Annotated in this window: 25 protein-coding genes; 15 read left to right on the top strand and 10 right to left on the bottom strand. The window is 60.2% G+C overall.

From position 1 onward, the window contains the following. Nucleotides 1-105 precede the first annotated feature (105 nt). The 4 genes from ACQZ6F_RS15130 (at nucleotide 106) to ACQZ6F_RS15115 (ending at nucleotide 5,578) form a co-directional block, all read left to right on the top strand. Nucleotides 106-1,497, top strand: coding sequence for a multicopper oxidase family protein (locus ACQZ6F_RS15130; protein ID WP_449093489.1), 1,392 nt, complete (start codon nucleotides 106-108; stop codon nucleotides 1,495-1,497). 168 nt (nucleotides 1,498-1,665) lie between these two features. Beyond that, nucleotides 1,666-2,811 (top strand): ribonuclease D, encoded by a 1,146-nt coding sequence (gene rnd, locus ACQZ6F_RS15125; protein WP_449093490.1) that lies wholly within the window; start codon nucleotides 1,666-1,668, stop codon nucleotides 2,809-2,811. A gap of 191 nt (nucleotides 2,812-3,002) precedes the next feature. Beyond that, nucleotides 3,003-4,055 (top strand): adenylate/guanylate cyclase domain-containing protein, encoded by a 1,053-nt coding sequence (locus ACQZ6F_RS15120; RefSeq protein ID WP_077470051.1) that lies wholly within the window; start codon nucleotides 3,003-3,005, stop codon nucleotides 4,053-4,055. Nucleotides 4,056-4,219: 164 nt separating this feature from the next. Beyond that, nucleotides 4,220-5,578, top strand: coding sequence for an esterase-like activity of phytase family protein (locus tag ACQZ6F_RS15115; protein WP_077470146.1), 1,359 nt, complete (start codon nucleotides 4,220-4,222; stop codon nucleotides 5,576-5,578). A gap of 56 nt (nucleotides 5,579-5,634) precedes the next feature. On the opposite strand, the gene ppx is transcribed toward ACQZ6F_RS15115, so the two are convergent. The 4 genes from ppx to ACQZ6F_RS15095 form a co-directional block, all read right to left on the bottom strand. Continuing rightward, on the bottom strand, nucleotides 5,635-7,155 hold the full coding sequence (gene ppx / locus ACQZ6F_RS15110) for an exopolyphosphatase (protein ID WP_077470050.1): 1,521 nt from the start codon (nucleotides 7,153-7,155) through the stop codon (nucleotides 5,635-5,637). 11 nt (nucleotides 7,156-7,166) lie between these two features. Next, nucleotides 7,167-9,368, bottom strand: coding sequence for an RNA degradosome polyphosphate kinase (locus ACQZ6F_RS15105; RefSeq protein ID WP_077470049.1), 2,202 nt, complete (start codon nucleotides 9,366-9,368; stop codon nucleotides 7,167-7,169). Between the two features lie 78 nt (nucleotides 9,369-9,446). Then, nucleotides 9,447-10,160, bottom strand: coding sequence for a DnaA regulatory inactivator HdaA (gene hdaA, locus ACQZ6F_RS15100; RefSeq protein WP_449093491.1), 714 nt, complete (start codon nucleotides 10,158-10,160; stop codon nucleotides 9,447-9,449). 2 nt (nucleotides 10,161-10,162) lie between these two features. Further along, the gene (locus tag ACQZ6F_RS15095) at nucleotides 10,163-11,293 is read right to left on the bottom strand and encodes an AI-2E family transporter (RefSeq protein WP_077470047.1); all 1,131 of its coding nucleotides are present in this window, start codon (nucleotides 11,291-11,293) and stop codon (nucleotides 10,163-10,165) included. A gap of 220 nt (nucleotides 11,294-11,513) precedes the next feature. Here ACQZ6F_RS15095 and purM point away from each other — a divergent pair, with 220 nt between their 5' ends. Both purM and purN read left to right on the top strand, forming a co-directional pair. Continuing rightward, the gene (gene purM, locus ACQZ6F_RS15090; protein WP_449093492.1) at nucleotides 11,514-12,587 is read left to right on the top strand and encodes a phosphoribosylformylglycinamidine cyclo-ligase; all 1,074 of its coding nucleotides are present in this window, start codon (nucleotides 11,514-11,516) and stop codon (nucleotides 12,585-12,587) included. Further along, entirely contained in the window at nucleotides 12,584-13,255 is a 672-nt protein-coding gene (gene purN, locus ACQZ6F_RS15085) for a phosphoribosylglycinamide formyltransferase (protein WP_068385723.1), read from the top strand. The genes purM and purN overlap by 4 nt, the downstream gene beginning before the upstream one ends. 3 nt (nucleotides 13,256-13,258) lie before the next feature. On the opposite strand, the gene ACQZ6F_RS15080 is transcribed toward purN, so the two are convergent. The 3 genes from ACQZ6F_RS15080 to ACQZ6F_RS15070 all read right to left on the bottom strand — a co-directional run bounded on the left by ACQZ6F_RS15080 (nucleotide 13,259) and on the right by ACQZ6F_RS15070 (nucleotide 17,281). Then, entirely contained in the window at nucleotides 13,259-14,428 is a 1,170-nt protein-coding gene (locus ACQZ6F_RS15080; RefSeq protein WP_449093493.1) for an alpha-D-ribose 1-methylphosphonate 5-triphosphate diphosphatase, read from the bottom strand. A gap of 139 nt (nucleotides 14,429-14,567) precedes the next feature. Then, entirely contained in the window at nucleotides 14,568-15,161 is a 594-nt protein-coding gene (locus ACQZ6F_RS15075; protein WP_449093494.1) for an NUDIX domain-containing protein, read from the bottom strand. Next, complete coding sequence (locus ACQZ6F_RS15070) at nucleotides 15,158-17,281, bottom strand: molybdopterin-containing oxidoreductase family protein (protein ID WP_449093495.1); 2,124 nt, start codon at nucleotides 17,279-17,281, stop codon at nucleotides 15,158-15,160. The genes ACQZ6F_RS15075 and ACQZ6F_RS15070 overlap by 4 nt, the downstream gene beginning before the upstream one ends. 81 nt (nucleotides 17,282-17,362) lie before the next feature. Between ACQZ6F_RS15070 and ACQZ6F_RS15065 the strand changes: the two genes are divergently transcribed. Both ACQZ6F_RS15065 and ACQZ6F_RS15060 read left to right on the top strand, forming a co-directional pair. Further along, nucleotides 17,363-18,214: a 23S rRNA (adenine(2030)-N(6))-methyltransferase RlmJ gene (locus tag ACQZ6F_RS15065; protein WP_077470041.1), complete on the top strand. Its 852-nt coding sequence runs from the start codon at nucleotides 17,363-17,365 to the stop codon at nucleotides 18,212-18,214. A 31-nt stretch (nucleotides 18,215-18,245) separates the two neighbouring features. Next, the gene (locus tag ACQZ6F_RS15060; RefSeq protein WP_449093496.1) at nucleotides 18,246-18,839 is read left to right on the top strand and encodes a glutathione S-transferase; all 594 of its coding nucleotides are present in this window, start codon (nucleotides 18,246-18,248) and stop codon (nucleotides 18,837-18,839) included. A 106-nt stretch (nucleotides 18,840-18,945) separates the two neighbouring features. On the opposite strand, the gene ACQZ6F_RS15055 is transcribed toward ACQZ6F_RS15060, so the two are convergent. Then, nucleotides 18,946-19,578 carry an outer membrane protein gene (locus tag ACQZ6F_RS15055; RefSeq protein WP_077470039.1) on the bottom strand — a complete coding sequence of 211 codons (633 nt, stop codon included), beginning with the start codon at nucleotides 19,576-19,578 and terminating at the stop codon, nucleotides 18,946-18,948. Nucleotides 19,579-19,941: 363 nt separating this feature from the next. Between ACQZ6F_RS15055 and ACQZ6F_RS15050 the strand changes: the two genes are divergently transcribed. The 5 genes from ACQZ6F_RS15050 (at nucleotide 19,942) to ACQZ6F_RS15030 (ending at nucleotide 24,392) form a co-directional block, all read left to right on the top strand. Continuing rightward, the gene (locus ACQZ6F_RS15050; RefSeq protein WP_449093497.1) at nucleotides 19,942-20,709 is read left to right on the top strand and encodes an SDR family oxidoreductase; all 768 of its coding nucleotides are present in this window, start codon (nucleotides 19,942-19,944) and stop codon (nucleotides 20,707-20,709) included. Continuing rightward, nucleotides 20,706-22,748 (top strand): excinuclease ABC subunit UvrC, encoded by a 2,043-nt coding sequence (gene uvrC, locus ACQZ6F_RS15045; protein ID WP_449093498.1) that lies wholly within the window; start codon nucleotides 20,706-20,708, stop codon nucleotides 22,746-22,748. Before ACQZ6F_RS15050 ends, uvrC begins: the two co-directional genes overlap by 4 nt. A gap of 210 nt (nucleotides 22,749-22,958) precedes the next feature. Further along, nucleotides 22,959-23,546, top strand: a complete 588-nt coding sequence (pgsA, locus tag ACQZ6F_RS15040; protein WP_077470037.1) for a CDP-diacylglycerol--glycerol-3-phosphate 3-phosphatidyltransferase — start codon at nucleotides 22,959-22,961, stop codon at nucleotides 23,544-23,546. Continuing rightward, nucleotides 23,546-23,800 (top strand): molybdopterin converting factor subunit 1, encoded by a 255-nt coding sequence (moaD, locus tag ACQZ6F_RS15035; protein WP_449093703.1) that lies wholly within the window; start codon nucleotides 23,546-23,548, stop codon nucleotides 23,798-23,800. Before pgsA ends, moaD begins: the two co-directional genes overlap by 1 nt. 124 nt (nucleotides 23,801-23,924) lie before the next feature. Further along, complete coding sequence (locus tag ACQZ6F_RS15030; protein ID WP_449093499.1) at nucleotides 23,925-24,392, top strand: molybdenum cofactor biosynthesis protein MoaE; 468 nt, start codon at nucleotides 23,925-23,927, stop codon at nucleotides 24,390-24,392. A 3-nt stretch (nucleotides 24,393-24,395) separates the two neighbouring features. Here the strand turns inward: ACQZ6F_RS15030 and ACQZ6F_RS15025 are convergent, their stop codons facing one another. Beyond that, nucleotides 24,396-25,292, bottom strand: a complete 897-nt coding sequence (locus ACQZ6F_RS15025) for a branched-chain amino acid ABC transporter permease (protein ID WP_267549635.1) — start codon at nucleotides 25,290-25,292, stop codon at nucleotides 24,396-24,398. Nucleotides 25,293-25,358: 66 nt separating this feature from the next. Here ACQZ6F_RS15025 and ACQZ6F_RS15020 point away from each other — a divergent pair, with 66 nt between their 5' ends. Both ACQZ6F_RS15020 and ACQZ6F_RS15015 read left to right on the top strand, forming a co-directional pair. After that, complete coding sequence (locus ACQZ6F_RS15020) at nucleotides 25,359-25,907, top strand: CGNR zinc finger domain-containing protein (RefSeq protein WP_068385702.1); 549 nt, start codon at nucleotides 25,359-25,361, stop codon at nucleotides 25,905-25,907. Continuing rightward, nucleotides 25,904-26,413, top strand: coding sequence for a hypothetical protein (locus ACQZ6F_RS15015; RefSeq protein WP_449093500.1), 510 nt, complete (start codon nucleotides 25,904-25,906; stop codon nucleotides 26,411-26,413). Before ACQZ6F_RS15020 ends, ACQZ6F_RS15015 begins: the two co-directional genes overlap by 4 nt. Before the next feature lie 72 nt (nucleotides 26,414-26,485). On the opposite strand, the gene ndk is transcribed toward ACQZ6F_RS15015, so the two are convergent. Next, complete coding sequence (gene ndk, locus ACQZ6F_RS15010; RefSeq protein ID WP_077470033.1) at nucleotides 26,486-26,908, bottom strand: nucleoside-diphosphate kinase; 423 nt, start codon at nucleotides 26,906-26,908, stop codon at nucleotides 26,486-26,488. Nucleotides 26,909-26,994: the final 86 nt, after the last annotated feature.

Raw genomic sequence — 26,994 nt, 5'->3', positions numbered from 1 at the left:
ACCCGCAAGTAGCCGCTGCGGCAGTTTGGCTACCGCAATGCTATTGCTGAACGGCACGGTCAACTTTAAACAGACATCCAGATATCTTCGCCCCCGGAGCCCGACATGCCAATCCTGACCCGCCGCAATCTTCTGAAAGCCTCCGCGGTCGCAGGCGCCTATGGTGTCGGTCTTGGCATCGCCGGCAGGTTTGCCGGCAAGGCGGCGGCAGCCGAGCCGCGTGTGTTGAAGACCGCCAAGATCCAGGCCAATCTGGCGGATGGCGGGCCTACCAAGGATGTCCTGACGTATGGTGACGGCGGAATGCCGCCTGTGGTGCGCATGAAGAAGGGCGAATCCTTCGCCGCCCGCCTCATCAACGGCATAGACGATCCGACGACGATCCACTGGCACGGCATCCGGCTTCCGAACAACATGGACGGCGTGCCCTTCCTGACCCAGCCCTATGTCTATACCGGCGATCATTTCGATTATGCCTTCACGCCGCCCGACGCCGGCACATTCTGGTATCACCCGCACTGCAACACGCTGGAGCAGATGGGCCATGGCATGACCGGTGTCATTGTCGTCGAAAACCCGAAGGATCCAGCATTCGATTCGGAAGTGGTGCTCAATCTGCGCGATTGGCGCCTGGGTGGCGACGGCCAGTTCATCGCGCAGTTCCGCCCCCGCGATGCCGCCAAATCCGGCACCTATGGTACGGTGCGGACAGCAAACTGGCAGCAGCAGCCGCAATATGATGCGCCCTCAGGCGGCCTTGTGCGGCTGCGCATTGCCATTACCGATGTTACGCGCATCTATTCCTTTCGAATGGATGGAGCCGAAGCAACCGTGATCGCCATCGACGGCAATCCGGTGCCGCAGCGTTTTCCGCTGGACCTGCTGCAGCTCGGCCCCGGCCAGCGACTGGAACTGGCCGTGCGCATGCCCGATAGCGAAGGTGCGGTGGTGAAGCTTGAGGACATCAAGGGAACGAACCCGAAGGTGCTGGCGACGCTGCGCTCGGTGGGTAGCTCGCTGAAGCGCGACGTTCGCGATCTGCCACCCCTGGAAGATAATCCAGTGCAGAAGGCAGATTTCGGCGCAGCAACACACCTGCCGCTGATCCTCAGCTCAACGGCGGAAAATACGGCAGACAACAGCATCTGCGGCTCGCTCGGCTACAGCTTCTGGGCGATCAACAAGGTGCCGTGGCCGGGCGACACGCCCGACCCGACCGCGCCGCTTGCCGAACTGAAACTCGGCAAGAGCTATGTCATCGACATGGAAAACGTGACGCCCCACAGCCATCCGATCCATCTGCACGGGATGAGCTTCACCGTCATCTCTTCTTCGACGCGGCAGGTGCAGCCGTTCGTATCCGATACCTACCTGATCCAGCCGGATGAAAAAGTGCAGCTCGCCTTCGTCGCCGACAATCCCGGCGACTGGCTGCTGCATTGCCATATCATCGAGCATCAGAAAACCGGCATGACCAGCTACGTCCGCGTCGCCTAACTTACAGCCGTCGATAGTCCATCCGCCTGGAGCCCCTCGCGGCTGCATCCTTCCGGGTAATTTCAGCAAAAAACGAAATGCGGCAAAGCTTTGTCCGCGAAAGTATTGACATATCCGGCTGAAAGGAGAAGGAAGTTAAGGAATTGTTTTACCGATGAATGTGTTGAGATGATCGAAACTACCGCCCAATTGGAGGCGGCCTGCCAAGAGCTGGCCAAGTCGGAATTCATTACCATTGATACCGAATTCCTGCGCGAGACAACCTTCTGGCCAGAGCTGTGCCTGATACAAATGGCGAGCCCGACAACCGAAGTGCTGGTGGATCCACTGGCCAAGGGGTTGGACCTTGCGCCATTTTTCGAGCTGATGGCAAACCCGGCCGTGCTGAAGGTTTTTCACGCGGCACGTCAGGATATCGAAATCATTTTCCATCGCGGCAATCTCATCCCGCATCCGATCTTCGATACGCAGGTCGCGGCGATGGTCTGCGGTTTCGGGGATTCCGTTTCATACGATCAGCTCGTCAGCCGTATCAAGAATGTCCATATCGACAAGTCCTCGCGATTTACCGACTGGAGCCGCCGGCCGCTGTCGGAAAAGCAGCTGGACTATGCGCTCGCCGACGTCACCCATCTGCGCGACGTCTACCTTGCGCTTGACGAACAGCTGAAGCGCGAAGGACGAGCCTCCTGGCTGCAGGAGGAAATGGCTATCCTCGAAGCGCGCGAGACTTACGATCTGCATCCGGATGATGCCTGGCAGCGCCTGAAGATGCGACTGCGCAAGCCACAGGAACTCGCAGTGCTCAAATATGTGGCCGCCTGGCGCGAACGCGAGGCACGCGCCCGCAACGTTCCGCGCGCTCGTGTGGTGAAGGACGATGCTATCTATGAGATCGCCCAACAGCAGCCGAAGGACAGCGAAGCGCTTGCCCGGCTGCGCACCATTCCGAAGGGCTGGGAACGTTCCGCCGCCGGTGCGGCCGTGATCGAGGCGATCAACGCTGCCCTGGCGCTACCCAAATCCGACATGCCGCATCCGCCGCGCCATCAGCAGGCTCCCGAAGGCACGGCCGCCGCTGCCGAACTGCTGAAGGTGCTGCTGAAGCTGATCGCGGAAAAGCATGGCGTCGCGCCGAAAGTGATCGCCAATAGCGAAGATCTCGACAAGATCGCCGCGGAAGGCGAGAAGGCCGATGTTGCCGCCCTTACCGGCTGGCGGCGCGATCTCTTCGGCGAAACGGCTCTGCAGCTGATCCAGGGCCAGGTGGCCTTGCGCTTCGTCGGGAAGCGGGTCGAGACGGTCACGCTCTAGTCGCGACATCGCTCTTTCCCGACGCGTTGCGATTGCGTATGATTCGGCAACGGGCATGCAGACGGCGATCACGATTGCGCCGCAAATCTCGTGGAATGAACGTCTGATGTGGTCGTTATATTCGATGACGTTCCAGTTTGCTGGCGCAATTCCGCGCCAATGACAGGCGTCGCTTCTCGGCGGAAAAGTGAATGGGCATTCTCCATTCGATGCGCAACTGGATTCTGACATCGCTATTCGTCGCTTCGACGGGTGTCATCTACGGCAAGATATTCTTCCCGCAAGCGCCGTCCTATATCGGTGCGGTCTTTGCGCTGTTCTGCGGCATGCCGCTGCTGGTCTTCGAACGCCGGATGATCCTGTCGAGGCTGAATGACTGGATGCATCGCCTGCCGACACCGGCCTTCATCTTTTCGGCCCTGATCGTCGATTTCCTCCTGATGAGCGTCGGCTACGCCATTGCAGGCAGCCTCATGAAACTGCTGGGCCTGGTCGACGGCTCTTGGGAAGACCTCACGGTCCTGAAGATTGACGTCTATATCTATGCCGTGCTGGTAACGGCCATCGTCATTTTCGTCGGCCGCGTGCGGGAATTGCTGGGGCGCGATATCTTCCTCAGCCTGCTGACCGGTCGCTACCGCAATCCTGTGCAGGAAGAGCGCGTATTTCTGTTCGTAGATCTCGTCGGCTCCACCGCGTTTGCGGAAGAGCATGGAGATCTCAAGACGCAGGAATTTCTCGGTGCCGTATTTGGCGCCATGGCCGAACCCGTGCGTCGGCATCAGGGGGCAATCGACGACTATATCGGCGATGCCGCCGTCATCACCTGGCCGCTTCGGCGCGGTGTCAAGAATGCCAACTGCGTGCGCTGTGTCTTCAACATTCTCGACGATATCGAAAAGAATGCCGAGACATGGCTGAAATCATACGGTCGAGTACCACGCCTGAGGGCTGCCTTGCATGGCGGCAGCATCGTCACCGCCGAAATCGGCGTCGATCATCACAAGATCGCCTATTTCGGCGACACGGTGAACACCGTCGCCAGACTGGAATCACTCTGCAAGACGCTGGAGCGCCAGGTGCTGATTTCCACAGACCTCGCCCGGCAGCTGGAGCTTCCCGAAGCGATCATCAAGGAAGACCTCGGGGAGCATGCCGTTCGCGGCCGCGACCAGTCGCTTGGCGTCATCGCGCTTCATACGCAAAGCCGCCAGGCCCTCAAGACAGCACGCGGCAGATCGTAAGCAATACAAAGCATCGGCTGTATTGACATATCGACACACGCCTGGGCTTCACACCTCATAGGTTGTCCACAGTCACCAAATCTTCACCTAAGCGTTAATTCGTCGACACTGCTCGCCTGTTAAGCGGGGTTGTTTTCGCCAATCCTGGCCAACAAGGTGACATGATGACCCGAATTCTTTCTGCCTCTACGGCACTCTTCATTTTGCTTGCTGCATCGGCCCATGCCGACGAGCAGCAATTTCCGGCAAAGCTTGCCGGGCAGGCCATCCTGCCGGCCAACACCATCGTTCCAGCGCCGGCCGATGCGCCTGATTTCGTCAAGACCTCCGGCAAGTTCACGACGCCGGATCGCAAGCGCACAGAGGCTCTCGGCACTGTGCCCGGCAAGGACGGCGCTCGCGTGACCGACCTGAAGCTGCCTTTCGACGGCCAGCCGATCCAGGGTTTTTCCGGCATCAAGGCCATGCCTGACGGCACGTTCTGGACGCTGTCGGACAACGGCTTCGGCTCCAAGCAGAACTCCAGCGACGCGATGCTCTTCCTGCACCAGCTGAAGTTCGACTGGGACAATGGCAAGGTCGATGTCGTCAAGAACCTCTTCCTTTCCGACCCGAACAAGAAGGCCCCCTTCCCGATCGTTCTCGAAGGCTCCGACAAGCGCTATCTCACCGGCTCCGACTTCGACATCGAATCGATCCAGCCCGTCGCAGACGGCTTCTGGATCGGCGAGGAGTTCGGTCCCTATCTGCTGAAGTTCGATACGAATGGCCAGCTGACGGACGTCTTCTCGACGACGGTCGACGGCAAGCCTGTGATGTCTCCGGACAATCCGCTGCTGCAGCTTCCGGGCAACCCCACGCAGAAGATGCCGGCCTTCAACCTGAAGCGCTCTGGCGGCTTCGAAGGCCTTGCCATGTCGAAGGACGGCTCGAAGCTCTACGGTCTGCTGGAAGGCCCGATCTACAAGGATGACGGCCAGATGGAGAGCGTCGATGGCAAGACCGCCATCCGCGTCATCGAATTCGACGTCGCCTCGAAGGGCTGGACCGGCCGCAGCTGGCTCTATCCGTTCGCAGACAAGGGTGCGTCGATCGGCGATTTCAACATGCTCGATGAAAAGACGGCATTGGTGATCGAGCGCGACAACGGCGCCGGCACGAAGGACAAGGCTTGCGCCGATCCCAAGCAGCCGAAGCCGGATTGCTTCGAAGCCCCGGCAGAGCTGAAGCGCGTCTACAAAATCGAGTTCAGCGACGCCAATGTCGGCAAATCCGTCCGCAAGATCGGCTATATCGATCTCATGCGCATCGAGGATCCAAACCACAAGCGTCGCCAGGGCGGCGGCGAAGGCTTCTACGACATGCCCTTCGTCACCATCGAGAATGTCGACCGCGTCGATGCCACGCATATCATCATCGGCAACGACAACAACCTGCCCTTCTCGGCCGGCCGAGCCGTCGACAAGGCAGACGACAACGAGTTCAGCATTCTTGAAGTCGGTGATTTCCTGAACGCGAAGTAAGCTGCAACAATCCCGCCTCTCCCTGCCCTGCGGGGAGAGGCATTATTCGAGCGGACCTATTCGAAGCAGAACGCCAGTCGGCGGTTCGTGAGCTTGCCGAGCTGCTGCAGGCGCCCATCAAGCCTCTCGCCGGCAAAATCGTGATACTCGGCCGGAACCACGAATTCGAGATCCAGCTCGGGGTTTGTCGAACGGCGGAACGACAGATTGCGCACAACGCCCGGCATCGATGCCGAAAACAGATAGACCACGCGCAGCAGGCCACCGAGCAGCTTGGCGCGCTCGATGTAGAGCGGGGTTGCGATCGTCGCCAACGGCTCGGTCGCGCCGTCATCGTGCAATCCCTCGAAACGATAGTAATTGGCAAGCGCGATGAAGGCACGGCCGGCATGGGTGATGCCGACGAAGGACGTATGGGCGATGATGTTCAGCGCCTGCAGGCCACGATAATCCGGATGAGCACGCCAGCTGATATCCGCCAGAAGGCACGCGGCCTGACGATAGCGGCTCTCTTCCTCGGTCTCGGTGATCCCAAAGAAGGGCATCATCCGCCCCGTCCATTCGGCGAGCTCGCGGGCATGCTCCGGCGAACGGGCTCGCAGGATGGCAAGCTCACCAGCCGCCACAAGCAACGGGTCGCTTTGGCGTTCCGCCTCCGTCAGCAAGGAGTAGAGATAGCCCTCGCGCACACCCTGCGCGGAAAAGGAGACGATGGACGGCTTCATGGTCGCCAGCACTTCGCGCATCGCCACTGCGCCGAAGGGCAGCAGCGAACGGCGGTGCTTTGAAATCGTCAGCAGAGCCGGGTCTTTCGTTTCCCGCGCATCGCCGAGCTGGTCGAGGAACCGCATCATCTCCTCGAGAGACACTTCATAGCCCTGCATCATGTGCAGCGGATATTTGCGGGTTTCCATATGCAGCTTGGCGATGTTTCGCCAGGTGCCGCCAACGGCATAGAAAGTGCGGCCCTCGCCCTTGGCGAGAAGCTTCGCCGTCTTCACATGCTTGCGCGCAAAGCTGCGCGCCTTTTCGATTGAACCGCCGGCATATTCCGACAGGCGCAGGCCGCCGAGCGGCAGGGTGATGCCCTTGCCGATTTCCCGGTCCTTGATATCGATCAATTCCAGCGAGCCGCCGCCCAGGTCGCCGGCAATGCCATCGGGATGAAAGAAGCCGCTGACGATGCCGAGCGCGGAGAAGCGCGCCTCCTCCTCGCCGGAGAGCACGCGCACCTTGCGCTGCAGGATGGTTTCGGCCTGATGGATGAATTCGGGACCGTTGCTCGCTTCGCGCGCAGCCGCTGTCGCCAGGACATAGATGGTCGATGCACGGGCCTGATCGGAGAGCGCCTTGAAGCGATGCAGGGCTGCGAGCGCCCGGGCCACGCTTTCCTCATCCATCTTCCCGGTCAGTGCTATGCCCTTTCCCAGGCCACAAAGCACTTTCTCGTTGAAAAGAATGGTTGGCGACCGCGAGTGGCCTTCATAGACGACGAGACGGACCGAATTCGACCCGATATCGACAACGGAGACAGGGGCAATACCGGGAAGGCGCCCCTGGGCTTCTGATTCAACCATGCAGGTCCAGTTTATTTGTTGCGGCCCGACAACAGCCCAGCGATCAGTTTCGGCGCACTGGATTTCAAGGCTTCACCGCGGCCGGACAGGCTGGGATTGGTCATGAAATACTGCTGCGCATTGAATGGCTCTTCTCCCTTGCGCACTTCCATGCGCCTTGAAGTACCGTCCGGCAATATCTCGTAGCTTTGCTGATTGTCAATGATATTGCCCAGCATGATCTGCGAAAGCACCTGCTCATGCACGGTCTTGTTGGTCAGCGGCACGAGGGTTTCAACGCGACGATCAAGGTTTCTCGGCATCATGTCCGCCGAGCCGATATAGACCAGCGCCTTGTCCGAAGGCAGGCCCTGGCCATTGCCGAAACAGAAGATGCGGCTGTGCTCGAGGAAGCGGCCGATGATCGACTTGACGCGGATATTCTCGGAAAGGCCGGCCACCTGCGGACGCAGGCAGCAGATGCCGCGCACGACGAGATCGACCTCGACGCCGGCATTGCTGGCACGATAAAGCGCGTCGATGATGTCAGGATCGACAAGCGAATTCATCTTCATCCAGATTGCAGCCGGATGGCCGTTCTTGGCATGCTCGATCTCACCCTCGATATGCTGAAGGATGCGGCTGCGGAGCGTGTAAGGCGAAACCGCGATCTTCATGTCATGTTCCGGCTCGCCATAGCCGGTGATGAAATTGAAGATGTTCGCCATGTCATGGGCGATCTTCGGATCGCAGGTAAAGTAGGAAAGGTCGGTATAGATCTTCGCGGTGATCGGATGGTAGTTGCCGGTGCCGAGGTGGCAATAGGTGCGCAGCTTGCCGTCCTCGCGCCGCACGACCATCGACATTTTCGAATGGGTCTTGAGTTCGATGAAGCCGAACACGACTTGCACGCCGGCGCGCTCGAGATCGCGAGCCCAGCGGATGTTTGCCTCTTCGTCGAAACGGGCTTTCAGCTCCACCAGAGCCGTCACCGACTTGCCGAGATCGGCCGCGTCGATCAGCGCACGTACGATCGGGCTGTCATTCGACGTACGATAAAGCGTCTGCTTTATCGCCAGAACGTCAGGATCCCTAGCAGCCTGGAGAAGGAACTGGACCACCACGTCGAAGGATTCGTAGGGGTGGTGGACGACCATGTCCTTTTCGCGGATTGCGGCGAAGCAATCGCCGGCGTGCTCGCGGACGCGCTCAGGAAATCGCGCATTGTAGGGCTCGAAACGAAGATCGTCGCGCGGCGCCTTGCAGATTTCGGAGAGCGTATTGAGGGCGAGCAGGCCCGGCAGAACCGCGATGCGGTTGCCCGGCACGTTCAGCGATTCCACCACGAACTGACGCAGCTCGAGCGGCATTTCGGAGTCGGTCTCGATGCGGATCACCGAACCGCGGCGGCGGCGCTTCAGTGCGGTTTCGAAGAAGCGCACAAGGTCTTCGGCCTCTTCCTCGACTTCGATATCGCTGTCGCGGATCAGTCGGAACGTACCCGAGCCCTGCACTTCATAGCCGGGATAGAGCCGGTGGATGAAGATGTTCACCACGTCTTCAAGCGTGATGTAGCGGATGACGTTGCTCGCATCCGGCAGGCGCACGAAGCGATCGAGCGCCGGCGGCAGACGCAGCAGTGCCGTCATCGGCTCGCGACCGTTCATGCTCTTCAGCTGCAGCGCGATCGAGAAACCGAGGTTCGGAATGAATGGGAACGGATGGGCCGGATCGATGGAGAGCGGTGTCAGGACGGGGAAGATCGCCTGCTCGAACTCGGTGTGCAGCCACTGCCGATCCATATCGGAAAGGGCGGCCGGGCGGACGATCAGAATGTCTTCCTTGGCGAGATATTGCTGCAGGACGGCAAGCGAAGCCTGCTGTTCCATCTGCAGATTGTCGATCTCGCGCAGGATATCGTCGAGCTGTTCGGCCGGTGTCTTGCCGTCGGGCGTGCGCACCAAGATCTTCTGGCGGACCTGGCCTTCAAGACCGGCGACGCGCACCATGAAGAACTCGTCGAGATTGGCGGCGGAAATGGAGAGGAAGCGCACGCGTTCCAGCAGCGGATGCGCCGTGTTCAACGTCTCCTCGAGAACGCGGCGATTGAACTGCAGCCAGGAAAATTCGCGGTTGATGAAGCGTTCGGGGCTGCTCAGCAGCTCGTTGATCGGCGGCGTGGCCTCCGGTGTCTCTTGGCTGGCGTCCTGATGTTCCGTTACTGCCGAGTCCATGTTCCACCTACCCTCATCTCTAACCCATGTGCCACGTATATCAGTTTGACGACGGAACTGTGACAGTTCAACATCGGCTCAATCGGGTTGAGCGGCATTACCCAGTTCATTCAACACTTCAGTCGCCAGCACACGCGTAATTCGCGTGCCTCGCGCAAGCGCCAGCCGATCCAGCCGGTCGACGATCAACTGCGCCGCGTTCATGGAACGCTCCATTCGATTGACGATATAAAGGACGAGTTTGTCATCGATATAAAGCTGGCGGTCGGCGAAGAGTTTTACGATCACCTGCGACAGCAATTCCTCATCCGGCTCGCCGATTTCGACCACCGTCGCCGCCTTCAGGCGAGAGCGCAGATCCGGCAAAGTGACCGGCCAGGACATCGGCCAGAGGCGCGTCGTCATCAGCAGGCTGGTGCCGTTTTCCCTGACACTGTTAATGACATGGAACAGCTCTCTATCGTCAAAGCCGAGGCGATCTACATCTTCGAAGATGACGGGGCCGTTCGCAGCCACAACGGCGGCATTGGCGCCCGCCACGGGATGGATCGACGTTGCGTCGCATCTCTCGCTCCAGATATTGGCGAGATGCGATTTTCCCGAGCCGACCGGGCCGGCAAGGATGACCACCGGCGACGGCCAATGCGGCCAGGAATCGACGATCTTCACCGCCGCGCTCAATGGATTGGCGACGAGAAGGTCGTCACGGCCGCTTGCGGGGTCGTGCGTAAAGGCCAAGGGTAGCTGTTCGGCGGTCTTGCGCCTCACATCAGCATTTTTTGTATCGGTCATGTCTAGCTGTTCTCGGGCTTCCCGGCCTTGGCTCTGCGCGCCTTACCTGCTTCCGAACGGCCGTGGTAGAGATCGCTCTGAAGGTATCTCGAAAGGGCAAACCGGACAAGCACGCCGCAGGCTGCCGCGGCCGGAACCGCGATCAAAAGGCCGACAAAGCCGAAAAGGGCGCCAAAGGCGAAAAGCGCGAACATCAGCCAGACCGGATGCAGGCCGACACTTTCGCCGACGAGCTTCGGCTGCAGCACGTTGCCCTCGAGGAACTGTCCGGTGAAGAAGACCGCGAGCGTCAGGCCGACCCAAAGATAATCTGGCCAGAACTGGACCAGCGCCACTCCGACGGCCAGAACCAGCCCAACCATTGAGCCCACATAGGGAATGAAGCTGATGGCACCAGCGAACAGGCCGATCAAAAGGCCGAAGTTCAAGCCGACGAGCGAGAGGCCGACACCGTAATACACGCCGAGAATAATGCAGAGCGAGCCCTGTCCCCGGATGAAACCGGCAATCGCCTGATCGATCTCGCGAGCAATCTGCCGGACGGTGGCGACGTGGTCCCGCGGGATCCAGTCGTCCACCTTGGCAATCATCCGGTCCCAATCGAGCAGCATGTAAAAGGCGACGACAGGTGTGACGACCATCAGCGAGAGGATGTTGACGAGCGCCTTGCCGGAGCTCCAGAGCTGCGCGAACAGCCCGCCGACGAAGCTCAAGCCTTCCGACATGATGCTGGAGAAATTGTCCTTGATCGCGCCGAGCTGATTGCGGATCCAGTCCGGCAGCACCATCGTCTGCGCCTTGGCGATCAGCTGCTGTATCTGCTGCACATAGGTCGGTATGTGCTGAATGAAGTCGTTGAACTGGTTGATGATGATCGGAATGACGATCGTCAGCGCCAGGGCAAAGACCAGCACGAAGGATACGAGGATCACCACCGTCGCCATCAGGCGGCTAAGGCCAAGCCTTTCCAGCCGGTCGGCGATCGGATCGAGAAAATAGGCGACCGCCATGCCGGCGATGAACGGCAGCAGGATCGTGCTGAAGATATAGACAAAGCTGATGAAGACGACGAGCACGATCACCCAGAACGTGACTTGACGCTTGAGGCTCGCTCCGCTGACCTTTTGCTCCATCGACTTCCCCGCTGTTTCCGGCCTACCTGCCGCTTGCTTAGGACATAGGATGATGCTGCAATTATGGTCAAGCCTCAGACCGGAAATCGGCTTCATGCGCTGTGAAGCGGGGAAATCGAGGGGTTTGAGGCGCTTGCGCCTTGCATAAACGGCCCTATCATGCAATGGCGACCCGATCGAAGCCCTGTCGAGACGAAGGGCGGCCATCGGAGGCGCAAGCATGAGCCAGTCTGGAAAAAACGGTCTGACCTATAGCGACGCGGGTGTCGATATCGATGCCGGCAACCTGCTCGTCGAAAAGATCAAGCCTGCCGTGCGCTCGACGCGCCGCCCCGGCGCCGATGGCGAAATCGGCGGTTTCGGCGGCCTGTTTGATCTCAAAGCCGCCGGCTTTACCGATCCTGTCCTGGTGGCTGCCAATGACGGCGTCGGCACCAAGCTGAAGATCGCCATCGACGCGAACTATCACGACACAGTCGGCATCGACCTCGTCGCGATGTGCGTCAACGATCTGGTTGTCCAAGGCGCCGAGCCACTGTTCTTCCTCGATTACTTCGCCACGGGCAAGCTCGATCCCGACCAGGGCGCGGCGATCGTCGGCGGGATTGCCGCCGGCTGCCGCGATGCGGGCTGCGCGCTGATCGGCGGCGAAACGGCCGAGATGCCGGGCATGTATTCCCATGGCGATTACGATCTGGCTGGCTTTGCCGTTGGTGCTGCCGAACGCGGTCAGTTACTGCCCTCGGGCGATATTGCCGAAGGCGACATTATTCTCGGCCTTGCCTCCTCCGGCGTCCATTCCAACGGCTTTTCGCTGGTGCGCAAGATCGTCGAACTTTCCGGCCTTGGCTGGGATGCCCCGGCCCCCTTTGCCGAAGGCAAGGCACTCGGCGAAGCGCTGCTGACGCCGACACGCATCTATGTGAAGCCGCTGCTCAAGGCCATCCGCGAGACCCATGGTCTGAAGGCGCTCGCCCATATCACCGGCGGCGGTTTCCCTGAAAATATCCCGCGCGTGCTGCCAAAGCATCTGGCCGCTGAAATCGATTTGGCCGCCGTCAAGGTGCCGCCGGTCTTCTCGTGGCTCGCCAAGACGGGCGGCGTCGAAGCCAAGGAAATGCTGCGCACCTTCAATTGCGGCGTTGGCATGATCGTCGTCGTGGCGCCGGAAAATGTTGCTGCCGTCAAGGCCGCACTCGAAGCCGAGGGCGAGGCAGTCATCACACTCGGTCGCATGATCGCGCGCGAAGAAGGCGCTCACGGCACCGTCTACAAGGGCACGCTGGCCCTATGACCACGCCGCGCAAACGCGTCGTCGTCTTCATCTCCGGCGGCGGCTCCAATATGCTGGCTCTTCTGAAAGCCACGAAGGCCGCCGACTATCCGGCCGAGATCGTCGGCGTCATCGCCGACAAGGCCGATGCCGGTGGACTGGCGAAAGCCGCCGCCGAAGGCATTGCCACATTCTCTTTCGTCCGCAAGGATTTTGCCAGCAAGGAAGCCCATGAAGAGGCGATCCTTGCGCAGCTTGCGGCCCTCTCGCCCGACATCATCTGCCTTGCGGGCTACATGCGGCTGCTTTCCGGCCGCTTCATCCAGGCTTACGAAGGCCGGATCATCAATATCCATCCTTCCCTGCTGCCGCTTTTCCCCGGATTGCATACGCATCAGCGCGCCATCGACGCCGGCATGCGCATTGCAGGCTGCACGGTGCATTTCGTCACCGAAGGCATGGATGAAGGCCCGGTGATCGGCCAGGCCGCCGTGCCGGTCTTGACCGATGACACGGCGGACGCGCTGGCTGCCCGCGTACTGACGATCGAGCATCAGATCTATCCGCAGTCGCTGCGCCTCTTCGCGGAAGGCAATGTGAGGATGGACGGCGGAAAGGCCGTGAGCCTTGCCAAAACGCCTGCCGCCAAAGGGCAGCAGGTCGTGTCACTGCTCGGTGATGCGAGCTAGTTTTCAGGCGGCCAGCACCATCAGCGGATGCAGCGTGCCGTCGCTATAGACGATGCGGCCGCCGCGGAAGGTTGCGCGGATGCGGTGAACCGAGCCCGGTTCGACTGCCACCAGATCGGCAAGCTGACCGACGGCAATCTCACCACGATCCTTGAGGCCTGCCGAACGCGCGGCATTGGACGTTGCCGTCGCAACCGCCGCTGGTAGACCCCCGGCAACCACGTCCGCAATCTTGAAAATCGCCGGGACGAAGGCAGCCGGGTGATAGTCGGCCGCGATAATGCCGAGCAAGCCGGAGCGAGCCGCATCCAGCGCACTGAGATTGCCGGACATGGATTGGCCACGCAACGCGTTCGGCGCACCCATCAAGGTCCAGAGGCCACGGCGGCAGGCTTCTTCGGCTGCCGGTCCGGTGACTGGAAATTCGCTGATCGTCACGCCGAGATCGTGCATCGCCGCAACCTTTTCGGCACTGTCGTCATCATGCGAGGCGAGCGACAGCTTATGCTTCAGCGAAAGCTCGACCACGTCATGCAGCTTGCGCTCGATCTCCGGGTCCTGGCGCTGCGCGATACGCTTTGCCACAACTTCCTCGGCCGCCTCGCGCGACATGGAGCGGCGCTCGGACATGCTGCGGATATAGCTTTCGATATCGTTGTATTGCCCCTGCCCCGGCGTATGGTCGGTGAGTGAGACCATATCGACGGAGCCCTCTTCCAGCAGCCGCTCCAGCGTCGGAGCGGCGCCGAGATTGGTGATCTCGTAGCGGGCATGGACACGATGATCGATCAACAGTTCATGGCGCAGGCCGTTGATGCCACGGATGACCGCCGAGGTGGTTTCGAGCGAGCGGACGTGACCGTAGACGCTTTCAGTCGCAAAGGAGAGCGCGGCAAAAGCCGTGGTGACGCCGGCAGCGGCCAGCTTCTTGTCGAGTTCATGAATGCCGAAATCGATTGGCATCATGGCATTCGGTCGAGGGGCGATCTCGCGCTCGATCATGTCACAGTGAAGGTCGACAAAACCCGGCATCAGCAGACGCCCGCCACCATCGAATGTCGGCTGTTCCACTGGCTCGGAGCGGATTTCGGCAATCACGCCGTCCTCAATGCGCACCGCGCCGCTCTCGACGACTTCATTGGGAAGAACGAGCGTGAAATTGCTGAGCCACATCGGCTTTCTCCTGAAACAGCATCAAATATCGAAGGCGGTCGGGAAACATTCGAATGTTTCCGATCAAGACGCCCCGTTAGCCCCGATTCGTGACATGATGATGAAGGCCGGTGGACATGCCTCCCGGCCGGCCGCCTGCTTATTTGAGGCTGGCCTTGTTCAGGACTGCCCATTGCAGCAGCATGATCGTCTTTGCGTCGTAAATATCGCCCGCCTCGATCATGGCCATGGCTTCGGACAAGCGGACTTCCAGAACCTCGATGTCTTCATGTTCCTCGGCAAGCCCGCCGCCGTCGGCGATGCGATCCGCCGTATCGATCACCGCAGCAAAGAAGTGGATGACCTCGGTCACTGAACCGGGAGAGGTCAGCGCCTTGAAGAGGAAGCGGACGTCTCGAATGTGAAACCCGGTTTCCTCCATGGCTTCGCGGCGGATCGCAGCTTCCGGATCGTCACCGTCGAGCAGTCCAGCGGGCACTTCGATCATCCATGCCGGCATGCCGACCAACTGCGATGGCAGGCGATATTGGCGGACAAGCACCACCGTCTCACGCTTGGGATCATAAAGCAGGATGCAGGCGGCCGGGGTGCGGTGATAGACCTCGCGCTTCACGCGGTGCTTTTCGCCGCGAGAATCCGTGTAGTCGAGATCGTAGCTGCTCAGCCGCGTCCATTGGTCCGCCAACGTCTTTTCGTTGACGATCTCGGCTTTCGCCTTTCCAAATTCGGTCATGCCACATCCTTGCGAAGCCATACCTTGTTGTCGTGAATCGCCGCGCCGCCATAGGGCGCGACCGGATCGGCGCCGGTGAGCACGTTGATGCCCTCGCCGTCAACATGAGCCTTGTTCGGCCAGAGACCTTCGGCGATCAGCACGCCGGGCTTCACCTCTGTCGTCACGCGCGCATGAAGGCGAATATCGCCCCTCATATTGCCAACGCGGATCAACTCTCCATTGATGATATCGAGCCGCTCGGCATCGGCCGGATTGATCATCACTTCGGGACGGCCTTCCTTCTGCCGGGAGGTCTTGGTTTCCGCGAAGCTCGAATTGAGGAAATTGCGCGCCGGCGACGTCGCAAGCCGGAACGGATGCTCGGGATCGGCCACTTCGATCACGTCGACCTGATCCGGAAATTCCGGCAGCTCCACATGCGGGCCAAGCAATCCAACGGCGGCCGGCGGCCGGTTCGGCGCAGGCTGGTTGACCCAATCCGGACGGAAGCGGAACTTGCCGTCGGGATGGCCAAAGCCGTTGATGAAATGCGCGTCTTCGAAAGCCGGCTGGCGGTCAAACCATTTGTGCTCGAGGAAATGGTCGTAATCCGGCAGCCCGCTTTTCGTCAGAATCCGATCGACCATCTCGCGGGCGGAAAAGCCGAAGCCGGGCCGATCCGCCACGCCGAGACGCTTGGCCAGTTCCTCGATGACGAAAAGGTTGCTGCGTACCGTCGGTGGCGGCTCCACCAGCTTCGGGCCAAGAAGAATATGGTTCTGGCCACCGGCGCGATAGATGTCGTCATGCTCGACGAACATGGTGGCAGGAATGACGATATCGGCCATCTCGGCCGTGTCGGTCATGAACTGCTCGTGCACGGCGACGAAGAGATCGCTGCGGGCAAAGCCACGCTTCACCAGCCGCTGCTCGGGCGCGATGTTCACCGGATTGGTATTCTGGATCAGCATGGCCGTCACCGGGCCGCGATGGCGCAGCGCCACGGCGTCGCCGGTCAATGCGCGGCCGATCTGCGACTGGTCGATCATGCGGATGTCGGCATCCTTCATGGCGCGGCCGGTCAGCTCGCTCGCGTCCATGCGGAAGATATCGCTGTTCGAATGAAAGGCGCCACCGCCCTCATATTGCCAGGAGCCCAGCACCGTGGCGATCGAGGCCGCCGCATGCATGGCGATGGCACCGTTGCGCTGGCGGGTGAAGCCGTAGCCCAGGCGGAAATAGGTCTTCTTCGTGGTTCCCACCAGCTTGGCGAAGGCTTCGATCTCGTCGACCGAAAGGCCTGTGATATCGGCGGCCCAGGCAGGTGTCTTCGACTTCAAATGCTCTTCTAGACCTGAGGGATCGTCGGCATATATAGCCATATAGGCGCGGTCGGCATAGCCATCGCGGAAAGCGACATGCATGACGGCGCAGGCGAGCGCCGCATCCGTGCCCGGCTTGACGATCAACGCCAGATCGGCCTGCTTCATCGTCGGATTGTCGTAGATATCGACGACGACGATCTTGGCGCCGCGTTCCTTGCGGGATTTGATCGCATGCGTCATCACATTGACCTGCGTCGCCACCGCATTCGTGCCCCAGATGACGACGCAGTCCGTGCGGCCCATCTCGCGCGGATCGGGGCCACGCAGCACGCCCGTCGCCATGGTAAAGCCGGTCCAGGCCGGATTGGTGCAAATCGAGGAAAAGAAGCCGGAATAACGCTTGGCGTGGCGAAGGCGATCGATGGAATCGCGCTGCACCCAACCCATGGTGCCGGCATAGAAATAGGGCCAGATCGCCTCGCTGCCATCCCTGGCCTCAGCCTTGACGAAGGCCTCGGCGATCTCGTCCAGAGCGTCGTCCCAGGAGATTTCCTGCCAGCTCCCCTCGCCCTTGGCGCCGGCGCGGCGCAAAGGCTTCATCAGACGATCGGGATGATAGAGCCGCTCGGCATAACGCGCGACCTTGGCGCAGATAACGCCGGATGTGTAGGAATGATCGCCGGCGCCGCGGACGCGGCCCATCCGGCCATCCTCGGTCAGATCGATCTCCAGCGCACAGGTGGACGGACAGTCGTGCGGACAGGCCGTGTGACCAATGCGGGGTTTGGCTTGAATAGGGGTCGCAATGTTCATGATATTTCTATATTTCAAGCGGTGACCGGCCACTAGCGATAATCCGGCCCATCTCAACAATTCATGCGGACTTCACCGACAATGAACTATCGGCATATCTATCACGCGGGCAACTTCGCCGATGTGCTGAAGCACGCGATCCTTGCCCGCCTCGTCCGCTACATGCAGAACAAGGACAAGGCGTTCCGCGTCCTGGACACGCATGCCGGCATCGGGCTTTACGATCTCTCCTCGGAGGAGGCGCAGAAAACCGGCGAGTGGCAAGACGGAATCGGCCGCCTGCTCGAGGCGGAACTCGTGCCACAGGTGGCCGACCTGCTTGAGCCCTACCTCACTGCCGTTCGCGAGCTGAACCCCGAGGGCGGCATCCGGCTTTATCCCGGCTCGCCCAAGCTGGCCCGCATGCTGTTCCGCCCGCAAGACCGGCTGTCGGCGATGGAGCTGCACCCGCAGGACTTCCAGCGGCTGCACCGGCTGTTCGAGGGAGACCACCACGCCCGCGTCACCGAGCTCGACGGCTGGCTGGCGCTCGGCGCGCATCTGCCGCCGAAGGAAAAGCGCGGCATCGTGCTCGTGGACCCGCCCTTCGAGGAAGACGGCGAATATGAGCGGCTGGTGGACGGCCTGGCGAAGGCCTGGCGACGTTTTCCCGGCGGCACCTATTGCCTCTGGTATCCGATCAAGAAGGATGCGCCGATCAAGCAGTTCCACGAGGCGCTGCAGGCATTGGAAATCCCGAAGATGCTTTGCGCCGAACTCACCATCAAAAGCGATCGCGGCTTCACCGGGCTCACCGGTTCCGGCCTCATCATCGTCAATCCACCCTTCACGCTGAAGGACGAGCTGCATGCGCTGCTGCCGGCGCTGAAGGACCTGCTGGCGCAGGATCGCTTCGCCTCGCAGCGCGCCTTCTGGCTGCGCGGCGAACATTGAATCCTTCTCTGCATATCCCACAGGTGACTTGATGAGACTGCTCTGCTCGCCCGCCTCCCCCTTTTCCAGCAAGGTGCGCATGGCGGCGCGCCATCTCGACATCAAGCTCGAGGAGATCCATGTCGAGACGAATGCAGGACCGGCGCTGCTCGTCGACAATAATCCGCTCGGCAAGATCCCGACCTTGCTGACCGGCGATGGCGAGGCGATTTTCGACAGCCGCGCGATCATGCATTACTTCGACCGCCAGGAAGGCGGCCTTTATCCTTCCAAGAAGGGCAAGCGCACCGAGGCCGAAGTTCTGGAAGCGCTATGCGACGGCACGAAGGAATGCCTTCTCTCCATCGTCTATGAACGGCGGCTTCGCGAGCCTGAAAAGCAGCACCAGCCGTGGATCGACCGGCAATGGACAAAGGCAAAGCGCGCACTCATGCATCTTAGCGCCGAACCGCCGAAGATCGGCAAGAAGCTACATGCAGGACATTTCGCGCTTGCTGCCCTCATCGGCTATTTGCAGCTCCGCTTCGAAGGCCAATGGGAGACGGATCACGCCGGCCTGATCGAATGGGCTGCGAAGTTCGAGAAGCATTTTCCGGCCTATCAGGCAATGAAGCCCCGAGCATAAATCGTGCCCGATCACATCAGGCGCTGATGCTTCACAACTCTAAGGACAAACAGAAAAAGCCGGGGCAAGAGCCCCGGCTTTTTCTTCATACCATGCGGTCAAGTGATTAGAACTTGACGCCGATACCGACCTTGACGCTCTGCTCGTCGAAGCCGCGCGAGAAGCTGCCCGAGTCGAGGTTGAAGGTCTTCTTGCCGTAGTCGGTGTAACGGTACTCGAGACGAGCCGTGATGTTGTTGGTGATGAAGGTTTCAGCACCTGCACCGACCGTGTAACCAACGCCCGTCTTGCTTTCAGACGACGTAGAGTCGGAGAGCTTGTTCTGGCCGAGAGCCAGACCGGCCGTGCCGTACAGCATGAACGGGTTGAAGTCGTAACCGAGACGGCCGCGAACCGAGCCGTTGATGCCGTTCTTGGCGGTGAGGCCGTTGCGGCTCGTTTCGGAGTCGGCGTAACCGAGGTCACCTTCGACACCGTATACGATCTGGCCCTGCTGCCAGTTGTAGCCGGTGAAGGCGCCGCCGCCGAAGGCGTAGCTGTTGCCGGTGCGGTTGAAGTGACCCTTGTTCCAGTCGCCTTCGCCACCGATGTAGAAGCCAGACCAGTTATTGATGGCCGGAGGTGCATCCTGAGCGACGGGCGGCTGCGGGATCTGCTCAACAGCGTCGGCAGCATGAGCTGCGGTGTAGCCGCCGAGAGCCAAAGCGGAGACCATGAGGGTCGTTACGAGAGTACGCATACTTTTCTCCTTTCAGTCCCGTGTGCTTCGTCTACTATCTTTGACTTCGAAGCGTCACGAGCAATTAAAACAAATCCCTCCCGGATCGAGATTGAAATTGGAGTGCAAATGAGGAATTGGAAGAGCCAAAATATGATATCATTGTGGCACAGAGGTGGCTGAATTTCGATGTTGCTTCATCGCAACAGATGAATTGTTAACCATAACCAATGGTTAAACCGTGTATACTTATTTTAATCGAACTATAACTCAAGCTTTACATAAGACGCATCGAGAGCGTCATTCGTCTCAACACCTTTTCATATGGTGTATCCACACCCTATATGAGCGTCGACCGGGTAACGACGAGAAGAAGGCAGCATCTTGAGCCAGGAAAAACTACGAACGGCGCTGATCACAGGCGCTTCGAAAAGAATAGGCCGGGCAATCGCCGAGGATTTGTCGGCTAACGGCTTTTCAGTGGCGCTGCATGCTCATCAATCATTCGCCGAGGCTGCGGAGATTGCGGCAAAATTGCGACAAGCTGGCAGAAAGGCGATTGCGATCAAGGCCGATCTGCAAAATTTTGGTGAGACGTCAACCCTTGTCGAAAGGGTCACCGATACACTCGGCCCACTTGATCTGCTTGTTAACAACGCCTCCGCTTTCCTCGGTGATTCCGCCGAGCGTTTCGACTCGGAAGCCTTCGACGCGCATTTTGCCGTGCATGTCCGTGCGCCCTCCATCCTCGCTGCCGATTTCGTCCGGCAGCTTCCCGAGCCCCATCCGGGATTGATCGTCAACATGGTCGACCAGAGGGTCTGGGCGCTCAATCCGCGCTTCTATTCCTATACCTTATCGAAGGCGGCGCTCTGGGCCGCGACTCAAACGATGGCCCAGAGCTTTGCGCCTCGCATTCGCGTCAACGCGATCGGCCCGGGCCCGACGGTGCGCAGCGTTCGACAGTCGGAGGAGGACTTTCAAGCGCAGATCGACGGCCTCATATTAAAGGCGGCGCCGGGGCTGGAGGAATTCGGCCACACCATCCGCTTTCTTTTTGACACGCCCTCGATCACGGGCCAAATGATAGCGCTCGATGGCGGCCAGCATCTTGCCTGGGAAACGCCCGATGTGGCGGAGAGTGCGGAATGAATGGAAGAAAGCTGCCCGACGGCGGCATTCTCTACGACGAATCGGATGATATAGAAGACGACATCGAGGTAGAGGGCGATGCCGCCGCCTCCCCTGTCGTGCCCGTCGACTGGAACGAAGGCGGCAAGAACGAAACCGGGCTTCGCGGCGCGGAACTGATCGCCGAGTTCGTCAAGCGATTGCCGAACAACCCCGGCGTCTACCGCATGTTCAACGAAGCCGGCGACGTGCTTTATGTCGGCAAGGCGCGCAGCCTGAAGAAGCGTGTCGCCAACTATGCCATGGGCCGAGGGCATTCTAACCGTATTGCCCGGATGGTGCGCGAAACCGCCAATATGGAGTTCGTCACCACCCGCACCGAGACGGAAGCGCTGCTGCTGGAAGCGAATCTGATCAAGCGCTTGCGGCCGCGCTTCAATGTCTTACTGCGGGACGACAAGTCGTTCCCTTATATCCTGATCACCGGCGACCGGCGCGCACCCGCCATTTTCAAGCATCGTGGGGCGCGCGCCCGCAAGGGCGATTATTTCGGTCCCTTTGCGTCGGCGGGCGCCGTCGGCCGCACCATCAACTCGCTGCAGCGTGCCTTCCTGATCCGGACTTGCGCCGATAGTGTTTTCGAAACGCGCACCCGGCCCTGTCTGCTCTATCAGATCAAGCGCTGTTCGGGCCCCTGCACGCATGAGATCAGCGATGCGGGGTATGCCGAGCTGGTGCAGGAGGCGAAGGATTTCTTGTCCGGCAAGAGCCAGAACGTCAAGGCGCACATGGCCGAGGAGATGAATGCTGCCGCCGAGAATCTCGATTTCGAGCGTGCGGCCGTCTTTCGCGACCGGCTGGCGGCGCTATCGCATGTGCAAAGCCACCAGGGCATCAACCCGGCCGGAGTCGAGGAGGCCGATGTCTTCGCCATTCACCATGAGGGTGGTATCTCTTGTATCCAGGTCTTCTTCTTCCGCACCGGCCAGAACTGGGGTAACCGCGCCTATTTCCCGAAGGCAGACCCATCGCTGTCCGGCGCCGAGGTGCTGAACGCCTTCCTGGCGCAGTTCTATGATGACAAGCCGGTTCCGAAACAGATCCTGCTTTCGGAGACCGTCGAGGAAATCGAGCTGCTGGCAACCGCACTGAGCGAGAAGACTGGCCACAAGGTTTCGATCCTCGTGCCGCAACGCGGCGAGAAGCGCGATCTTGTGGAGCATGTCGTTGCCAATGCCCGCGAGGCGCATGGCCGCAAGCTTGCGGAGACGGCTTCGCAATCGCGGCTGCTTGAGGGCTTCAAGGAAACCTTCAAGCTTCCTTACGTGCCGCAGCGCATCGAGATCTACGACAACTCCCATATCATGGGAACGAATGCCGTCGGCGGCATGGTCGTGGCGGGACCTGAAGGCTTCGTCAAAGGCCAGTACCGCAAGTTCAACATCAAATCGACTGACATCACCCCTGGTGACGACTTCGGCATGATGCGCGAAGTGATGACCCGGCGGTTCTCCCGGCTGCTGAAGGAAGAGGGCAAGCCCGACCGGAGCGCCGTGACCGAGGCGTCCGCCGCCGATGCGGCCGACCAGCCCTTCCCCGCCTGGCCCGACATCATCCTCATCGATGGCGGCCAGGGGCAGATGACCGCCGTGCGCGCCATTCTCGAGGAATTGGGAATCACCGACAGCGTCATCGCCATCGGCGTCGCCAAGGGCGTCGACCGCGATGCGGGACGCGAGCGCTTTTTCCCTCCTTCCCGCGAAAGCTTCACCCTGCCGCCGCGCGATCCCGTGCTTTATTTCATCCAGCGCCTGCGCGACGAAGCCCACCGTTTCGCCATTGGATCGCATCGCGCCAGACGCAAGAAAGAGATGGTGAAGAACCCGCTGGACGAGATCGGCGGCATCGGCCCTTCGCGCAAGCGGGCACTGCTGCAGCATTTCGGCACCGCCAAGGCCGTATCGCGCGCCGCCCTCTCCGATCTGATGGCCGTGGAAGGCATATCGGAAGCGGTAGCGCGGCAGGTCTATAATCATTTCCACGAGGACGCCGCGAAATAAGAAATCTCGGTCGCAAATTCCACGCAATAGCGGTGAAAAAACAGAAACAATGTTGACGATAAGCTAGTCAAACCATCATCTAAGCATGATCCCAAAAAGTGCGGAGCGGTTTTTGGACCAGATCATGCTCAATCAAAAGGTCGGCACGCGATGGGGCTTGAATAGAAGCTCATCAAAGTCCGCCGATACAACCGAAACGAAACGATTTCCATGGCTTCGCGCGCTTACAGCATCCCCAATCTGCTCACCTACGGCCGCATCCTCTGCGTACCCCTGATCGTTCTGTGCTTCTTCATCGAAGGCAAGCTGGAAGGTTCCGATTTCGCTCGGTGGGTTGCGCTCTGGATCTTCGTCATTGCCTCGCTCACCGACTTTCTCGACGGCTATCTCGCGCGCATCTGGAACCAGACCTCGAATATCGGCCGCATGCTGGACCCGATCGCCGACAAGCTGCTGGTGGCCTCGATCCTGCTTCTGGTGGCTGCGGACGGCACCATTGCCGGCTGGTCGCTCTGGGCTGCGATCATCATTCTCTGCCGTGAAATACTGGTATCCGGCTTGCGCGAGTATCTGGCCGCATTGAAGGTGAGTGTTCCCGTGACGCGTATCGCGAAATGGAAGACGACTGCGCAGCTTGTGGCCATCGCCTTCCTTCTGGCTGGGCCGGCCGGTGACAAGGTGCTACCCTACACCACGGAGATCGGCATCCTTCTGCTCTGGGTCGCGGCGCTGCTGACCATCTACACCGGCTACGACTATTTCCGCGCCGGCCTGAAGCATATCGTGGACGATGAATGATGACGAGGCTCGTCTATTTCGCCTGGGTGCGCGAGCGGATCGGCAAGGCCGAGGAAGAGATTTCCCTGCCTGCCGAGGTGATTACCGTCGGCGATCTCCTCAACCATTTGAAGACCTTGGGCGAAGAATACGAAGCGGCGCTGCAATTTCCGGAAGCGATCCGCGTCGCCATCAACATGGAACACGCCGATCATGACGAGCCGATCGCTGGCGCGCGGGAGATCGGGCTCTTTCCTCCGATGACTGGAGGGTGAGGAGCGGTCGGGCAACGCCCGAGCAATCGATCCAGTGAATCGATTGCAGCGACGAACGCCCTGAGCCAAAGCGAAGGGCCGGGAAGCTCCTCAGACCGTTTCGGAGGGCGGCAAGGAAATTGCGATGATTTCACCATTTGTCAAAGTTCAGCAGGAAGATTTCGATCTCCAGACGGAGATCGACCGGCTGACACAGGGGCGGCTCGACATTGGCGCCGTCGTGACATTTTCCGGGCTCTGCCGCAATGATGGCGGCACGCTCAGCGCACTTGAATTGGAGCATTATCCAGGCATGGCGGAGGCGGAAATCACCCGCATCGCCAACCTTGCCGTCGACCGCTTCGGGCTTCTCGGCCTGACCGCCATCCATCGCTACGGCAAGATCGTGCCCGGCGAAAACATCGTCCTCGTCATCGCCGCAGCACCACATCGGCAGGTTGCTTTCGACGGCGCCAATTTCGTCATGGATTTCCTGAAGACCTCGGCTCCGTTCTGGAAGAAGGAACACGCCAAGGACGGCAAGGCTGGCGACTGGATTGCGGCCAAAGATGCGGACGATACCGCTCGTGCCAAATGGACGGGCAAGACATAGAGCTCAGGGAACGACCCGCTCGCGCCGGCTCCATATCAGCAGCAGGACGAGCAGTGAGAAAATGACGAAGTCGCGCCAGAGGAATGGGCCGTAAGCCCCCCACATCGTCTCCCCCAGGCCGAGCAGCGCAGCGCCTGCCGCAGACTTCAGCGGGTCGGAATAGCCCCCGACCGCCGCGATCATCAGCACTTTGAGCCCGAACATCAGCCCTGCCCCGAAATCCATCGTGCCGTAATAGGAGGTGGCCAGCAGCCCGCAGATGGTCGCGACCAGTGCCGAGGCGACGTAGGCCATCAGGAAGACGCGATTGGCGCTTGTGCCGCAAAGCTCGGCGGCCAGCGCGTCATCGGTGACAGCCCGCCAGATACGGCCCCATCCCGTGCATTTGAGGACATAGGCGCCGGCCAGGATGACCAGTATCATCAATGTCGTATTAATCAGCTGGATCTCGGTCAGCGTCACCCGAAAGTCACCGCTATCCCAGAAGACGATCGCTCCGTTCAGGAAGGGTGGCAGCCAGATGCCGCGGGTATTGGAGGCGAGCCGCGCCGTCTCCATCAGGATGATCATCATGCCGAGCGCGGCGACGATGACGGTATTCGGCGATTTGCGCGAGAGAGGCAGCATGATCGAGCGGCCGACGAGCAAACTTGTGCCCAGCGTATAAGTCGCCGCAACGATCGCGCCGAAGGTGAAGGCGGCCGGCAGGATAAGATACATCCGCGTGTAGCCGACATCGGTAAACAGCACCAGCATCTGGCCGGCGAAGGCGAACAGCGCACCGTAGGTGATATCGGCCCGCTTCATCACTCCGAACGCAATGGCATAACCGAAGGCCAGCGCAGCATAAAGCGCGGCAAGCGGAACCGCGTTCGCCAACTGCTGCAGAAGATAAGCCATTCGCCCCTCCGAAGGATTGGTAAATAGTAACTGGCAAAATTGATTTTACCAGTTATAATTTTCGATATGAGCTTTTCCTGGACCCCGCATCGTTTTTCCGGTGGCGCCTTGGCACTTGATGTCGCCAACAGCGTGATCCTGCGCCATGACGACGAGCGCCGGGTCGACCGGTTCGAGGCGGCAGGCCAGATGGAAAGCTTTCCGAAGGCGGCGGCGAATTTCTGCGCCGAGCGGGCCTTGTTTGGCGATATTCTGCCTGTGGTGCGCGAGAACAGGACGGACTTCATCGGTTTGCGCGAAGCGATCGACCGCTACTTTCGCGCCCGCGTTCAGGGCGAGATGGCCGACATGCTGCTGGCCGAACTCCTGGCTGTGCTGGCGAAGGTTCTCAAGCGCGCGTCGTCCGATGGACTCGATGCAGCCACCGTACATTCGACGCTGCGCCTGATCGCCATGCCCGATCCCGAACGCATGAAAATCTGCGGCAACTGCGGCTGGCTCTTCATCGATCGCAGCAAGAACAAAAGCCGCGCCTGGTGCGACATGGCGGTCTGCGGCAACCGCGCCAAGGCAAGCCGGCACTACCGGCGCAAGAAGGAGGAGACGGCACCATGAAAATTCGAACGATCCTATTATCCGCGACGATCATGGGACTGGCGCTAGCCGGCTGCCAGAGGAAAGACGATGAAGGCCCGACCCAGCTGAGCGGCCGCCTCTTCGTCTTCAATTATCGCGTGGCAAGCGCCAGCTACATGGTCACGCTCAAGAAGATCGCTCCAATTCCCGAGGGGACGACGGCTGTCGCGGAATTCGAAAATCCAGCCGGTGGCGATCCGCTTGTGATCCGCGAGAAGATCTATACCTTCTGGGACAAGATCACGCTCGAAAGCCCGGACCTGCGCTGCGTGCGCAAGGATCGCCCCTATTCCGTCTCGATCAAGCTCGTGGATGCCAGCAACAAGACGATCCAGACGATCAAAACCGAGGTGAAATCCGATCTCGATCAGACGGTGCTGCCGACCAAGCCCCTCGTCGTCGGCCCGGTTTACACAGCCAATCCGGAGGTCTTCAAGGGCGACGGCAGCACCGACTATGGGCACGACGCCGCCTGTCCGGCATGAAAAAAGCCGGGATGCGATCCCGGCTTTCATGAGTCAATTCAAATCGTTCAGCCCTGGAGCTGAGAGGCCGATTCAGCCGACGATTTCGGTTTCGGCGAACCAGTAGGCGATTTCGACGGCAGCCGTTTCCGGAGCGTCCGAGCCGTGAACGGAGTTTTCGCCGATCGACAGAGCATGGATCTTGCGGATCGTGCCTTCAGCAGCATTGGCCGGGTTAGTGGCACCCATGATTTCGCGGTTCTTCAGGATGGCACCTTCGCCTTCCAGAACCTGAACGACGGTCGGGCCAGAGGTCATGCCTTCGACGAGTTCGCCGAAGAAGGGGCGTTCCTTGTGAACAGCGTAGAAGCCTTCGGCTTCGCGCTTGCTCATCCAGACGCGCTTGGAGGCGATGACGCGCAGGCCGTTGTCTTCAAAAATCTTGGTGATGGCGCCGGTAAGGTTGCGCTTCGTTGCGTCCGGCTTGATCATCGAGAAAGTACGTTCAATCGCCATGGATCCATTCCTTGTAATCAGAGAAAAGTGGGCGGTCTTTACCCGCCCCACAGCCCGAAAACAAGGGGTATGGGCCAATTTCACGC

The organism is Rhizobium sp. A22-96, assembly GCF_053521805.1.
Note: the sequence above shows the minus strand (reverse complement) of the source record. Positions and strands in the feature narration are given on the sequence as shown.

What these genes read in the sequence shown, in the direction of transcription:
- rnd (WP_449093490.1), top strand. Translation starts at nt 1,666, where the DNA reads ATGATCGAAACTACCGCCCAATTGGAGGCGGCCTGCCAAGAGCTGGCC.
- hdaA (WP_449093491.1), bottom strand. Translation starts at nt 10,160, where the DNA reads ATGACCGATACAAAAAATGCTGATGTGAGGCGCAAGACCGCCGAACAG.
- ndk (WP_077470033.1), bottom strand. Translation starts at nt 26,908, where the DNA reads ATGGCGATTGAACGTACTTTCTCGATGATCAAGCCGGACGCAACGAAG.
- uvrC (WP_449093498.1), top strand. Translation starts at nt 20,706, where the DNA reads ATGAATGGAAGAAAGCTGCCCGACGGCGGCATTCTCTACGACGAATCG.
- ACQZ6F_RS15105 (WP_077470049.1), bottom strand. Translation starts at nt 9,368, where the DNA reads ATGGACTCGGCAGTAACGGAACATCAGGACGCCAGCCAAGAGACACCG.
- ACQZ6F_RS15025 (WP_267549635.1), bottom strand. Translation starts at nt 25,292, where the DNA reads ATGGCTTATCTTCTGCAGCAGTTGGCGAACGCGGTTCCGCTTGCCGCG.
- ACQZ6F_RS15015 (WP_449093500.1), top strand. Translation starts at nt 25,904, where the DNA reads ATGAAAATTCGAACGATCCTATTATCCGCGACGATCATGGGACTGGCG.
- ACQZ6F_RS15080 (WP_449093493.1), bottom strand. Translation starts at nt 14,428, where the DNA reads ATGTGGCTCAGCAATTTCACGCTCGTTCTTCCCAATGAAGTCGTCGAG.
- ACQZ6F_RS15020 (WP_068385702.1), top strand. Translation starts at nt 25,359, where the DNA reads ATGAGCTTTTCCTGGACCCCGCATCGTTTTTCCGGTGGCGCCTTGGCA.
- ACQZ6F_RS15070 (WP_449093495.1), bottom strand. Translation starts at nt 17,281, where the DNA reads ATGAACATTGCGACCCCTATTCAAGCCAAACCCCGCATTGGTCACACG.
- purM (WP_449093492.1), top strand. Translation starts at nt 11,514, where the DNA reads ATGAGCCAGTCTGGAAAAAACGGTCTGACCTATAGCGACGCGGGTGTC.
- ACQZ6F_RS15030 (WP_449093499.1), top strand. Translation starts at nt 23,925, where the DNA reads ATGATTTCACCATTTGTCAAAGTTCAGCAGGAAGATTTCGATCTCCAG.
- ppx (WP_077470050.1), bottom strand. Translation starts at nt 7,155, where the DNA reads ATGGTTGAATCAGAAGCCCAGGGGCGCCTTCCCGGTATTGCCCCTGTC.
- ACQZ6F_RS15130 (WP_449093489.1), top strand. Translation starts at nt 106, where the DNA reads ATGCCAATCCTGACCCGCCGCAATCTTCTGAAAGCCTCCGCGGTCGCA.
- ACQZ6F_RS15055 (WP_077470039.1), bottom strand. Translation starts at nt 19,578, where the DNA reads ATGCGTACTCTCGTAACGACCCTCATGGTCTCCGCTTTGGCTCTCGGC.
- ACQZ6F_RS15115 (WP_077470146.1), top strand. Translation starts at nt 4,220, where the DNA reads ATGACCCGAATTCTTTCTGCCTCTACGGCACTCTTCATTTTGCTTGCT.
- ACQZ6F_RS15075 (WP_449093494.1), bottom strand. Translation starts at nt 15,161, where the DNA reads ATGACCGAATTTGGAAAGGCGAAAGCCGAGATCGTCAACGAAAAGACG.
- ACQZ6F_RS15095 (WP_077470047.1), bottom strand. Translation starts at nt 11,293, where the DNA reads ATGGAGCAAAAGGTCAGCGGAGCGAGCCTCAAGCGTCAAGTCACGTTC.
- moaD (WP_449093703.1), top strand. Translation starts at nt 23,546, where the DNA reads ATGACGAGGCTCGTCTATTTCGCCTGGGTGCGCGAGCGGATCGGCAAG.
- pgsA (WP_077470037.1), top strand. Translation starts at nt 22,959, where the DNA reads ATGGCTTCGCGCGCTTACAGCATCCCCAATCTGCTCACCTACGGCCGC.
- ACQZ6F_RS15060 (WP_449093496.1), top strand. Translation starts at nt 18,246, where the DNA reads ATGAGACTGCTCTGCTCGCCCGCCTCCCCCTTTTCCAGCAAGGTGCGC.
- ACQZ6F_RS15065 (WP_077470041.1), top strand. Translation starts at nt 17,363, where the DNA reads ATGAACTATCGGCATATCTATCACGCGGGCAACTTCGCCGATGTGCTG.
- purN (WP_068385723.1), top strand. Translation starts at nt 12,584, where the DNA reads ATGACCACGCCGCGCAAACGCGTCGTCGTCTTCATCTCCGGCGGCGGC.
- ACQZ6F_RS15120 (WP_077470051.1), top strand. Translation starts at nt 3,003, where the DNA reads ATGGGCATTCTCCATTCGATGCGCAACTGGATTCTGACATCGCTATTC.